Below are 13256 nucleotides of genomic sequence, written 5' to 3'. Positions count from 1 at the left end.
TATTTTTGAGGAATTTAAAACCGTTGTTATTGAGTATTTTACAACCGTTGATTACATCTGTAGATAAAAAGTATTTAAAAAGCTAATTTACATAGAAGAAGATTATTCGTAAATGAAGGTGTCCTTTTGTTTTTAAACTTGTACTTCACTCATCAATGCATGAATAGGATCTTCTGTACCTTTAAAAAATACTATCCACGTTTCGGTTTGTCCCATTTTCGCTACCACATGCGGTTCATCAATAAAGATAACGCCTTTACCTACGAATTGTTCGCAAGTATCTTTAATATTCTTGACTTAAAAATAAAGAGCGAAGCTGGCATGGGCGAACTTTTCTTTTTGACGAATTGTTAACATGGATTCTTAATCCACCCCATTCGAAGAAAGCCATATTGTCAGTATAAAATAAAAGAGAGAAACCAAGATTCTCTTTATAGAAATCCACTGCTCTATGTGACTTTGTAACAGGTACCCCAATTTGTCCAACATGCTTAACCATTGTAGAATCCACAAAACACTTCTTCCTTCATACCTTATATTACATAAATAATAGTATAAAATTGGAGGATAAACTAAAATGTTTTACCATTCTTCTGAACAATACTAATTAACTGCATAGCCTTGAGTTATACAAAGTGAATACATTTGTCACGAATTAATCGTTTAATTTGTTTAGCTTAGGAATATTCTCTTGATAGATGGACGGATAATGAGAGAAAATAAGAGTAGGTGGATAAACTGAGTGGTATCGGACACTAGTTGTTCATTTGATAAATATTAACATGTTTTTATGTTTGAAAATCATGGAGTAAGCATGATATAAGATAAAAGAAGTAGAACATTTGGCTTTCTGTTTTCTGACCAAGTGTTTGAAGTTGTATTTAATATGAGAGGAATTGAGCTAGACATGATAGATAATTTCTGGCGTGATTTACCGCGACCATTTTTTGTATTAGCACCAATGGAAGATGTGACGGATGTGGTGTTTCGTCACGTTGTTAGCAAAGCAGGGCGCCCTGATGTTTTCTTCACAGAGTTTACAAACTCCGATAGTTATTGCCATCCAGATGGTATCAACAGTGTGCGCGGCCGTCTACTTTTCACAGAGGACGAGCAGCCAATGGTGGCGCATATTTGGGGAGATAATCCTGAATACTTCCGCCAAATGAGTATCGGCATGGCCGAGTTAGGGTTTAAAGGAATTGACATCAACATGGGCTGTCCTGTGCCGAATGTAGCAACCAGAGGGAAAGGTAGCGGCCTTATCCTTCGTCCCGACGTTGCGGCCGAGCTCATTCAAGCAGCAAAAGCAGGCGGCCTCCCTGTCAGTGTAAAAACCCGAATCGGCTTTCATAAAATTGATGAGTGGAAAGCATGGTTAACACACGTGTTACAACAGGATATTGCCAACTTGTCGATTCATTTACGTACAAGAGATGAAATGAGCGACGTTCCTGCGCATTGGGAGCTCATTCCAGCTATCAAGGATTTACGTGATTCTATTGCACCTGATACACTATTAACGATTAATGGTGACATCCCTGACCGTCAAAAGGGCCTTGAACTTGCTGAGCAGTATGGCATTGATGGCGTCATGATTGGCCGAGGCATTTTTAAAAATCCATTTGCATTTGAAAAAGAGCCAAAAGAGCATAGCAGCCAAGAATACTTGGATTTGTTAAGACTTCAGCTCGATCTTCAAGATCAATATTCGGAAATTGTGCCACGGCCGATCACAAAGCTTCATCGCTTTTTCAAAATTTACGTAAAAGGATTCCGTGGAGCGGGTGAATTGCGAAATCAGCTGATGAGCACGAAATCAACAGATGAAGTGCGTGCATTGCTTGACCGCTTTGAAAGAGAAGTGTGAGTTATATCTGTGTAAAAGGAAGGCGATAATAAGTAAATAAATGGTACTACTTTTAAGAAGCGTCAAGGCATCAGTCATGCCTTTGACGCTTTTTTCAATGGATGAATCTTGATGCTCTATAGAAATGAAGAATTTTTTGTATTTGATAGTCATAGATCTTACGAGTTCTGTCTTTACAATCAGGGTACTTATGGGTTCTTCACTCGATCTCTACATGCAACTGAACGTATTCTCCAACCTCTTCTACTTTGCTTATGACAACCTCTTTTAATCTCGGGACATTCATGATAAAATTCATATGCACACAAACTCCAATCCTTGTACTTTTGTCTCGACAACTCAAGTATAAAAGAATTGGATACTTGTGTGCTTTTTAATTTCATTAATAGTTTCTTTACCAAAAAAAATATGATAGAGCCAAAAGAAAGGAGGAGAAGTGGTGGGGCTATTTGAGAAGCTGTATACAGTTTTGATTATCGTTTCTGTGTTGCTTGGCTTGGTCATCGGCCAAGTGAATGAAGTAGCGATGTATGCGGATCAATGGATTTTGCCATTATTGATGCTTATGTTGTATTTGACGTTTTTACAAATTCCCTTAAAGGATCTTAAACAGTCATTTTTAAATCGGACATTTACATGCGCAAGCATTGGAATAAACTTTGTGTTAACACCACTATTTTCCTGGCTTTTAGCAACGCTTTTCTTAGCCAATCAACCTGCGCTATGGCTTGGATTTATGATGTTAATGGTGACACCTTGTACGGATTGGTACATCATCTTTACAGGAATTGCGAAAGGGAATGTTGCATTATCGACGAGCATTTTACCTTTAAATTTAATTTTGCAGCTGCTGTTATTACCGGTATATCTGTATGTATTTTCTGGAACAGTGGGGGTTGTTGATTTTCAGCTTGTAATGAAGAGTATGCTTTTGGTGTTGGTGCTGCCTTTTGTATTAGCTGCCGTTACACGACATTATCTTTTAAAGTGGAACAAGGATGTTTTGATCGAAAAAGTTAGTTCGTTGCCAGTGATTTTTTTATGTCTGGCCATTTTAGCGATGTTTGCTTCTCAAGGGAGCTTACTACTAAATCACTTGGATTTATTTGTGCAGTTACTTTTACCGATTCTCACATTTTTCCTCATTACTTTTCTAATCGGGCGTCTAGTTGGAAAAGGTCTTGCATTTACGACACCTAATATTGCGAGTTTACATTTAACGACGTTAGCTCGGAATTCACCAGTAGCCTTAGCGATTGCGATGACGGCTTTTCCTCATGAACCACTGATTGCGTTAGTATTAGTCATGGGTCCGTTAATTGAGTTACCGTTATTGTCACTTATTTCTTATATCATTTTAATTCTAGATCAACACCATACAATAAGTGGAAGGTCGTAAAAGTGATGAAGAAAAAGTATTACACAGCGTTAGTCGCGCTTGCACTTCCAGCTATTATGGAGCAAGCGTTGCAAAGTATGGTTGGCTTTATTGATATGATTTTTATTTCAAAGCTAGGTTTAAATGAAGTGGCCGCTGTCGGTGTAACGAACACCATCCTCCAAATTTATTTTGCTGTGTTTTTAGCATTAGGTGTATCATCTACTGTTTTCGTGGCGCGTTATACGGGGGCCAAGCAAGAGGAAAAAGCAAAAATGGTAACACATCAATCTATTGTGCTAAGCTTAATCATTGCATGTTCTTTGGGGATTATTTCTATGTGGTTTGGAGAACATCTTTTCCGATTGTTAGGTGCAGACGAGGATGTTGTTTCACATGGTTTGATTTATTTTAAAATCATTGCAATTCCATCTGTACTTATCTCCTTGATGTTTACGTTTGGAGCGATTTTTAGAGGATATGGAGATACGAAAACACCACTTAAAATAGGTATTCAAATAAACATCATTCATGTTGTCTTGGATTATGTCTTGATTTTTGGGGTGTTCTTTGAAGGTTTTGGTCTCATGGGAGCTGCTATGGCAACGGTTATAGCAAGATTCATTGGTGTGAGCTTATTTATTAAGTACATGCTGAAACGAGATATGCTTTCTAGAGCTAAAGAGGCTTGGAGAATCAACAAGGAAGAGATGAGCGGGCTCATACGTATAGGCGTCCCTGCTGGGTTAGAACGATTGTTTATGAGGTTTGGTCAAGTGATTTATTTTGGAATGATCGTGAGGATGGGAACAGGTGTATATGCTGCTCATACATTAGCCGGCAACTTTACCATTTTTGTATCAGTCATTGGCTCTGGCTTCGCCATTGCGACAACGACTCTTGTTGGAAAGAGTATTGGAGCAGGAGACTTAAGTGCAGCGAGGGTCTATAGTAAATGTTCAATGATGTTAATGGTAGGAATCATGACGCTTGTCAGTGTGGTAGTTTATTTGCTTTCTCCTTACGCTGCCTCTTTTCTTGTTCATCAATCATCTGTTATCACTTTAATTGTTACCGTTCTTGCTATCGATATAATTGCGCAACCTGCAACCGCCCTCGTATCGAGTTTAACCGCTGTCTTACAGTCCGGTGGCAGCACAAAATTCCCTATGTATGTCACAGCGCTTGGCATTTGGTGTATTCGCACACTTGGTGTTTATGTATTAGGAGTATCGCTTGGCTTTGGATTAGTTGGAGTTTGGGTGTCAATCGCGCTAGATAACTATGTAAGGGCGACAATCTTGATGATTAGATATCGGCGAAATGGTTGGATTAAACAGTTAGCCTAATCACAACTACATAGAGATAAAAGGGATTGGAACATAACCTAGTGATTCTTTCTTAAAGGCGAACAATGACCTTTTGATTATCGTTGCGCTTTATTGTACTACGGCCATTCGTTTTGTGCGAGGAGGAAGCTAATTTTCTTTCCTGTTGAGTATCACCCTCTTTGTGTTCACTTTTCTTTTAAATGGGAAATATGATTTGTCTACGATATGAGTTAAAAAATAGCCGATACCAAGTCAAATGGTATCGGCTATTTTGCATTGAGAGGCTAGCCTCTCAATGCATGATTAGTTACGGATCAGATAATCAAAAGCGCCTAATGCGGCTGTTGCACCTGATCCCATGGAGATAATGATTTGTTTGTAAGGTGTGTTTGTACAATCTCCTGCAGCGAATACACCAGGGATGTTTGTTGCACCATGCTTATCAACCACAATTTCCCCAATACGTGTACGTTCGATGTCATCGCCTAACCAATCTGTGTTTGGCACAAGACCGATTTGAACGAATACACCTTCTAATTCAACGTGTTTTTCTTCCTCAGTCTCACGATCCACATACGTAATACCGTTTACTTTGTCTGTTCCGGTAATTTCTTTTGTTTGGGCGTTTTTAACGACTGTTACGTTTGGAAGGCTGTTTAGGCGCTCTTGTAACACGGCATCTGCTTTCAATTCAGGCATAAATTCAAGAACGGTTACGTGTTTAACAATTCCAGCAAGGTCAATCGCTGCTTCTACACCAGAATTTCCTCCACCGATAACCGCTACGTGTTTTCCTTCGAATAAAGGACCGTCGCAGTGTGGGCAGTAGGCTACACCTTTGTTTTTGAACTCTGCTTCTCCAGGTACCCCAACATTACGCCAGCGAGCTCCTGTTGACAGAATCACTGTTTTACTTTTTAGAACAGCACCATTTTCTAGTTCCAGTTCAATGAGGTCTTTTTTCTCCAAGCGACGAGCGCGAACAAGGTTCATTACATCAATTCCATAATCCTTCACGTGCTCTTCTAAGCTTGCCACAAGTTTAGGACCTTCTGTTTTCTTGACGCTAATAAAGTTTTCGATGCCCATTGTGTCCATCACTTGGCCACCAAAGCGCTCAGCGATGATACCTGTGCGAATACCTTTACGCGCTGCATAAATGGCAGCACTTGCACCAGCCGGACCGCCACCAACAACAAGTACATCGTAAGGATCTTTATTAGCAAACTCTGCTGCATCTGGGCCGCTACCCATTTTATTTAAAATTTCTTCAATTGTCATACGACCACTACCGAACTCTTCCCCGTTAAGGTACACAGTTGGTACAGCCATAATGTCTTTGCTCTCTACCTCGTCTTTGTAAGCAGCACCATCAATCATTGTGTGAGAGATGCCATCATTTAAGATACTCATAAGGTTAAGAGCTTGTACAACATCTGGGCAGTTATGGCAGCTTAAGCTGATATAAGACTCAAATGTATACTCTCCCTTGATGTTCTTAATTTGGTCAATCACTTTTTGATCTACTTTTGGTGCACGTCCACTTACTTGTAATAAAGCAAGAACTAATGAAGTAAATTCATGTCCTAAAGGGACACCAGCAAATGTTACACCTGTGTCTTCACCGATACGATTTACGCTAAAACTCGGTGTACGCTCTAATTCAGTATTTTCAATTTTAATGCGAGGCGACATTGTTGCTAGCTCATCGACAAGTAAAAGCATGTCGCGAGATACTTTGTCTTCTCCTGCGCTTACCTTTAGTACAATGTCACTTTCTAATAATTGAAGATACTGATCTAGCTGTGCTTTGATATTTGCATCCAATAACATATAATCAAACTCCTTAGATTTTACCTACAAGGTCAAGTCCTGGCGTAAGTGTTTCAGAACCCTCTTGCCATTTAGCTGGGCAAACTTCACCTGGGTTTTTACGTACATATTGTGCTGCTTTAATTTTATTAACAAGCGTACTTGCATCGCGGCCGATACCACCAGCGTTGATTTCAACTGCTTGGATTACGCCATCTGGATCGATGATGAATGTTCCGCGGTCAGCAAGACCTTCTTCTTCGTTTAGTACTTCAAAGTTACGAGAAATCTTTTGTGAAGGATCACCAATCATAATGTATTCGATTTTGTTAATTGTTTCTGAATGATCGTGCCATGCTTTGTGTGTAAAATGAGTATCTGTAGAAACTGAATATACTTCTACGCCTAATTCTTTTAATGCTGCGTATTGATCTTGTAAGTCACCTAATTCAGTTGGACATACGAATGTAAAATCTGCTGGGTAGAAGCAAACTACGCTCCATTTACCTTTGAAGTTTTCTTCTGTTACTTCAAGGAATTCACCTTTTTGGTAAGCTTGTGCTACGAATGGTTTTACCTCTGTTCCGATTAATGACATATTAAAATTCCTCCTTGGAAGTTTATAATAATTCTAATTCGATACTCATTATCATATAAAACACATTGTTTTGTCAAAGGAAATGTGGTTACTTTTTAAAAAAAGTTGTCGAATTTTCTTATTTCCTTTGAAAATCAAGCGTTTATCGAGTGTTTTCTTCTATATTTTATCACTCCTTTGTGCTTTTTATCTAATAATATGATTGTATAAACTGGAAATAGATAAATGTATTTTAATTGACGTGGAGGAGAGAGCTATGAAAATCAGGGGTTTGCATTGAGAATAATGGAAGTCTAGTCATCAAACAGTTCAAGTTTGGTATCGCGAGGCAAATAAGAGATAATACATCTATCAAAGGCGGAAAAGGTGATCGTGATGCATGATGTAATTGTAGTTGGAACTGGTTTTGGTGGATTAACGTCCGCTGCGTTGTTAGCAAAAAGAGGAATGCGCGTGTTAACACTTGAAGCCGCAAATGAGCTCGGTGGCAGTGCAGGAAAGTTTGATCGACAAGGATTTCGGTTTGCGGCTGGAGCGACAGTTGGCATGGGCTTTGAGAAAGATGGCTTGTTGACAGAGTTGTTTCATGAGCTAGAGATGAATCCTCCTTCAATGCAGCAGTTGGAGACAATTATGAATGTGTATTTACCAGATCGACATGTGATGTATTTTGCACAAAAAGAGCGATGGTTTGAGGAAGCCGGGCGTGTGTTTGAGAAGAGTGAGCGCATTCAAGCGTTTTTTCATGAGGTGTTTTCTGTTGCAGAGAAGCTGTATCGTTTTGTGAAGCAGAAGATAATCTTTCCACCGGTAACAATTCGAGAGTGGAAAAATTTTCTACAAGCCATAGACGTGTCCATTCTTTCATTAGCACCTTATTTGCATCAATCTGTTTATGATCGGTTACGTAAATATGAGCTACACAATGACAAAGCATTTATGACATTTTTAAATGGTCAGTTGATGGATAGTGTGCAAACAACGGCTGAATATAGTCCGTCGTTGCTTGGATACATGGCGTTAAGTGTGTTTCACCGCGGTGCTTTTTATGTTCATGGCGGGTTGGCTTCTGTGATTGAGGCGCTGTCGGTTTCGTTTCAGCAAAATGGTGGAGAGTTGAAGATGCGCTCAAAGGTGATTTCCCTGAAAAAGAGTGGAAATCATTGGCGTGTGGAAACGAAGCGAGGCGATATGTATGAGGCAAATCAGCTTATCGTCAATGCCCCAATTCATAATATCTTTGAACTGTTAGCAGATCAAGAAAGAAAAGCGCTACCGATTAAGCAAGAAAAAGAAGAACAACAAACGTCATGGGGTGCGTTTACATTATATGTGGGAGCGAAAGAAGGCTTTTTAGATGAAAAAAGCTTCTTTACCCCGTTTCATCAATTTATCGGCACATACGACCGTCCTTTGTCAGAGGGAAATCAATTTTTATTTTCGGTTTCAAGTCCAGACGATGATACATTTGCGCCAGATGGAAAACGAGCAATTACTATCTCGACCCATACAGAAGTAAAGCAGTGGTGGAACAAGGAAACGTACGAAGGGCTGAAAGACCGGTATGTGAATGACATTCTTTATCTTATTGAAAAGAGATTTAACGGGTTTTCAGCACATACCGAGGTGCTACTGCCAGGAACCCCTGTGACGTTTCAGCGATTTACACAGCGTAAGCATGGGTTAGTTGGCGGTTATGTACCGACAAGTAAATATAGCTTGTTTAAAGCCTATTCACCAAACGCACGAATTGAAGGACTGTGGTTCTGTGGAGATACGGTCTTTCCTGGAGCGGGCTCGTTAGGGAGTAGTTTGAGCGGGTGGACAGTTGCGAATGAGTTGATTCAAACATACAAGTAGAGGTGCTTGTGTTTAATCGTTATACGTATCTTTTGATTGTAGAGTCATCAATGTGAGCGTTCTTGTTCTTTTTTCTCTATAATATGTAGTTTGTATTGTGAACCGTTGCTATGACAATGGTGACTCGTTTATGTCTCCTTTTTTAGAGAAGGCACTTTAGTCATTTAGGAAATGAAAATTATTCCATAAAACCTTCTTCAACAAACTTCTCCCTTTTTAACAAACTCTAAATAGTTTATAATTATTAGATAAGAAGACATTTTCTGAAAACTAAAGGGTGTAAGGATGGGAGAAATGAGCAACAGAGACCAAAACACGGATGTGATCTTAATTGGCGCAGGTATCATGAGTGCCACATTAGGAGCACTCTTAAAAGAATTAGTACCACAGTGGAATATAAAAGTATTTGAGAAGCTTGGAAGTACAGGTGAAGAAAGCTCAAATGAATGGAATAATGCAGGTACGGGGCATGCTGCGTTGTGTGAGTTAAATTACACAAGTGAACGACCAGATGGTTCTGTGGATATTAGTAAAGCAATTAAAGTAAATGAGCAGTTTCATGTATCGAAGCAGTTTTGGTCGTATCTTGTAAACAACCAACTGATTCGTAATCCGCAAGATTTCATTATGCCATTGCCTCATATTAGTTTAGTACAAGGGGAAAGCAATGTGGCATTCTTAAAGCGACGTTTTGATGCCATGTCTAAAAATCCGCTATTTGCAGAGATGGAATTCTCTGACGATCCGAAAAAATTAAAAGAGTGGATTCCGTTGATTATGCAGGATCGTATATCAACTGAACCGATTGCGGCGACGAAAATTGACGCAGGAACAGATGTAAACTTTGGAGCATTAACTCGTATGTTGTTTGACCACCTAACAAGTAAAGGGGTGGAAATGCACTATCATCATAGTGTAGATAACTTAAATCGTACAAGTGATGGCTTGTGGGAGCTAAAAATACGAAATGTCCAAAACGGTCAAGTTGAACGCCACACAGCGAAGTTTGTTTTTATTGGAGGCGGTGGAGGAAGTCTTCACTTACTTCAAAAGTCAGGCATCCCTGAAGGAAAAGGCATTGGGGGCTTCCCAGTAAGTGGACTCTTTATGTCTTGTACGAACCCAGAGGTGATTGCACAGCACCATGCAAAAGTATACGGAAAAGCTCCTGTTGGGGCTCCACCGATGTCGGTTCCGCATTTAGATACACGCTATATTGATAACAAAAAATCGTTATTATTTGGACCGTTTGCAGGCTTTTCACCAAAGTTCTTGAAAACGGGTTCTATGTTTGATTTGATTACATCTGTTAAGCCTGATAACGTATTAACAATGTTAGCGGCAGGAGTAAAAGAAATGTCGTTAACAAAATATTTAATTCAGCAAGTCATGTTATCAAAAGAGAAGCGTATGGAAGCACTGCGAGAATTTATTCCAAATGCGAAAATTGAAGATTGGGATTTAGTCATAGCGGGCCAACGCGTACAAGTGATTAAAGACACCGTTGAAGGCGGAAAAGGAACGCTGCAATTTGGAACAGAAGTGGTTAGTGCATCTGATGGCTCGATTGCGGCATTACTAGGTGCCTCTCCGGGTGCTTCAACAGCTGTTCACGTCATGATTGAAGTGATCAAAAAGTGTTTTCCGCAACATATGAAAGAGTGGGAGCCGAAGATCAAAGAAATGATTCCATCATACGGTGTGTCATTGATGGAAAATCCCGCACTCATTAAAGAAATTGAAGCATCAACGGGTCAAGCGCTTGGTTTAAACGAAAACGAGCCTGTTTGTTGCTAGTATAGTTGTTTAATAGAAAAAAGGTTGCTCATTTGAGCAGCCTTTTTTTGGAAACGTAGACGTTAATTGTTGTTTGGAGCTTCTAGCTTTTCACTTAATGTGTAATTGACACGTACAATGATGTTATTGGTTTCATTTCTTACTTGTGTATAGAGCTGTTGAAACGCTTCTTGATTATTTTTTGGATCGTTAAATTGACCGAGCTGTCCCCACATGGCTTGAACCATTTTCATATTTTCAAATAGTTGTAGGTCGAGTGGTGTTTGAGGAGCTGGAACCATCACGCTTGGTGAACCTAGTTTTTCAAAATCTTCTAGCATAATCTTAAATGCTTCATTTTCGTAATCATTTTGTTGTGAGAAGTAGCCAATGCTATTGAGTGAAGGGGCCATCAAGTAAATCATCTGCATGATTCCTCGTTCTAAATTTGTTGCTTCTTCCCACGTTCGGTATTCTGAAGGGTCTTTTCCAGCTAGCTCCGCTGGTGGATTCGTGATAAAGAGTTGATAAGCGCTATCCATAGCTGGTTGGTTAGAGAGCCCATAGGCTTCTGCTTCCATCATATCAATGAACGTGTCACCGTAGTTTGTCACGTTTGTGATGTTGCCGTTTTCACCACTTGTGATGCTTCGGATAGGCTGTTCATCTAAATTGAAATAAATTCTGCCGCGTTCGTCCATGTATTCTTTTACAAATTCAATTTCATCATGTTCAAATTTAATATTTCCGTCTTCGTCAAACGGTGACTCGATCGGTGTAGTTGGAATCTTTAATAGTGCAATCTCAGCCTTACTTAAACTCGGCTTTGAGACAGGCTGATCAGCTTGCTCGGTGCTTGGATCTTGTGTGGCTATTTCTTCTGTGGGTGTTGGGTCTTTCTTCTTTGGTTCTTCTTCACTCTGCTTGCTGTTACAGCCTACTAAAAGACCACAAGTGAGTAAGATGATTACATATTTCTTCATACATGAAACAACCTTCCATTTGTTAGTTATTACCTTTTCTTGGTTATGATAGCACAAATAGAAATGGTTGTTTGTGAAAACAAACACAAAGCGAAAATAGAGCTAACTAAAAATGGAAAATCGTAATAAATGCCTAGTTAGTAAGAGGGCTACACGTATGAAGAAAGAATGGTTTTATAAAAAAAGCTTCTTGCTGAAGTCAACAAGAAGCTTTTATCATTATTGCCAATTCGTATGGAATGTTCCTTCTCGGTCATTACGCTCATACGTATGTGCGCCGAAATAGTCACGTTGTGCTTGTAAGATGTTTGCATTTGACTGTCCTGTTCGGTATCCGTCGTAGTACGTAACCGATGTACTTAAGCAAGGGAAGGAGATACCAGAGAAGATACCTTCACATACCACTTTACGCAATCCTACTTGATAGTTCTTTAACTTTTCTGCAAAGTATGGATCAAGTAGAAGGTTCGCTAAGTTTGGTTGCTTGTCATACGCTTGACTAATTACATTTAAGAATTGTGCACGAATGATACAGCCACCACGGAAGATAAGTGCGATATCTTTAAGCGGTAAGTTCCAATCATACAATTCAGATGTTGTTTTGTATTGATTAAAGCCTTGTGCATAGGCACATACTTTCCCCATGTAAAGGGCTTGTCTTACATATTCAATCCACACGTCTTTGTCTAGTGGCTGTTTGTCCGTTTCTGGTCCAACTAATACGTCAGAAGCTGCAACACGCTCTTCTTTTAAAGCGGAGATGTAGCGTGCAAATAAAGACTCAGTGATGATAGAAGACGTAATGCCATTGTCGATTGCTTGCATACTCGTCCATTTTCCTGTTCCTTTTTGGCCTGCTTTATCAAGAATGACGTCAATGATTGGAAGACCTGTTACGTCATCTTTCTTTCGTAAGATATCCGCTGTAATTTCCATCAAATAGCTTTGTAGTTCGCCTTCGTTCCAAGTTTCAAAAATATCAGCAACCTCATCTACAGATAAATGAAGTCGTTCTCGTAAAAACGTATACGCTTCTGCGATTAGCTGCATATCTGCATACTCGATTCCGTTATGTACCATCTTCACAAAATGACCTGCTCCTTTTGGTCCGATGTACACACAACAAGGATCGTTATCAACTTGAGCCGCAATCTTTGTAAAAATAGGGGCTACTTGTTCATACGCTTCTTTGTCGCCACCTGGCATAATAGAAGGGCCTTTTAACGCACCAACTTCACCACCCGAGATTCCCATTCCGATGTAATGAATGCCTGCTTCTTTTAATGTATCGTATCGACGCTCTGTATCTTCATAATGAGAGTTTCCACCGTCCATGATGATGTCGCCTTTTTCAAGAAGTGGAGTGAGTAACTCAATCACAGAGTCGATTGGTTTACCAGCTGTCACCATTAAAAACACTTTACGAGGTGCTTGTAATGATTGTACAAACTCTTGTAACTCATAATAAGGATGAAGTGCTTTGTTTTCACTTTGTGTTTCCATTAACTGATCGGTTAAGTCTCTTGTGTAGTTATAAACGGCTACTTGTTCGCCTTTACTTGCCATGTTTAAAGCAAGATTACGACCCATAACACCTAACCCAATCACACCAATTGTATTTAACATGTTTCGAACTCCTTTTTTATCA

Annotated in this window: 9 protein-coding genes and 1 pseudogene; 5 read left to right on the top strand and 5 right to left on the bottom strand. The window is 39.6% G+C overall.

Going from position 1 to position 13256, the window contains the following annotated elements:
- Nucleotides 1-132: 132 nt before the first annotated feature.
- Nucleotides 133-499 (bottom strand): annotated as a pseudogene (locus DIS06_RS08015) (VOC family protein).
- Nucleotides 500-907: 408 nt separating this feature from the next.
- Between DIS06_RS08015 and DIS06_RS08010 the strand changes: the two are divergent.
- The 3 genes from DIS06_RS08010 to DIS06_RS08000 all read left to right on the top strand — a co-directional run bounded on the left by DIS06_RS08010 (nucleotide 908) and on the right by DIS06_RS08000 (nucleotide 4597).
- A complete protein-coding gene (locus tag DIS06_RS08010) occupies nucleotides 908-1870 on the top strand; it encodes a tRNA dihydrouridine synthase (protein ID WP_162595918.1) in 963 nt (320 codons plus the stop codon).
- A 439-nt stretch (nucleotides 1871-2309) separates the two neighbouring features.
- Nucleotides 2310-3269 carry an arsenic resistance protein gene (locus DIS06_RS08005; RefSeq protein WP_110112715.1) on the top strand — a complete coding sequence of 320 codons (960 nt, stop codon included), beginning with the start codon at nucleotides 2310-2312 and terminating at the stop codon, nucleotides 3267-3269.
- Nucleotides 3270-3274: 5 nt separating this feature from the next.
- Entirely contained in the window at nucleotides 3275-4597 is a 1323-nt protein-coding gene (locus tag DIS06_RS08000; RefSeq protein ID WP_110112740.1) for an MATE family efflux transporter, read from the top strand.
- A gap of 285 nt (nucleotides 4598-4882) precedes the next feature.
- Here the strand turns inward: DIS06_RS08000 and ahpF are convergent, their stop codons facing one another.
- Together ahpF and ahpC are read right to left on the bottom strand one after the other, a co-directional pair.
- A complete protein-coding gene (gene ahpF / locus DIS06_RS07995) occupies nucleotides 4883-6412 on the bottom strand; it encodes an alkyl hydroperoxide reductase subunit F (protein WP_110112714.1) in 1530 nt (509 codons plus the stop codon).
- 13 nt (nucleotides 6413-6425) lie between these two features.
- Entirely contained in the window at nucleotides 6426-6989 is a 564-nt protein-coding gene (gene ahpC / locus DIS06_RS07990) for an alkyl hydroperoxide reductase subunit C (protein ID WP_110112713.1), read from the bottom strand.
- Between the two features lie 375 nt (nucleotides 6990-7364).
- On the opposite strand from ahpC, the gene DIS06_RS07985 reads away from it, so the two are divergent.
- Both DIS06_RS07985 and DIS06_RS07980 read left to right on the top strand, forming a co-directional pair.
- Complete coding sequence (locus tag DIS06_RS07985) at nucleotides 7365-8849, top strand: phytoene desaturase family protein (protein ID WP_110112712.1); 1485 nt, start codon at nucleotides 7365-7367, stop codon at nucleotides 8847-8849.
- Between the two features lie 294 nt (nucleotides 8850-9143).
- A complete protein-coding gene (locus DIS06_RS07980; protein WP_110112739.1) occupies nucleotides 9144-10646 on the top strand; it encodes a malate:quinone oxidoreductase in 1503 nt (500 codons plus the stop codon).
- Between the two features lie 62 nt (nucleotides 10647-10708).
- On the opposite strand, the gene DIS06_RS07975 is transcribed toward DIS06_RS07980, so the two are convergent.
- Both DIS06_RS07975 and gnd read right to left on the bottom strand, forming a co-directional pair.
- Nucleotides 10709-11608, bottom strand: a complete 900-nt coding sequence (locus tag DIS06_RS07975) for a hypothetical protein (RefSeq protein ID WP_110112711.1) — start codon at nucleotides 11606-11608, stop codon at nucleotides 10709-10711.
- A gap of 219 nt (nucleotides 11609-11827) precedes the next feature.
- The gene (gene gnd / locus DIS06_RS07970; protein ID WP_110112710.1) at nucleotides 11828-13234 is read right to left on the bottom strand and encodes a decarboxylating NADP(+)-dependent phosphogluconate dehydrogenase; all 1407 of its coding nucleotides are present in this window, start codon (nucleotides 13232-13234) and stop codon (nucleotides 11828-11830) included.
- Nucleotides 13235-13256 lie beyond the last annotated feature (22 nt).

The organism is Bacillus sp. CGMCC 1.16541 (assembly GCF_003184905.1).
In the GTDB taxonomy this organism is placed as follows: domain Bacteria; phylum Bacillota; class Bacilli; order Bacillales; family Bacillaceae_H; genus Priestia.
Note: the sequence above shows the minus strand (reverse complement) of the source record. Positions and strands in the feature narration are given on the sequence as shown.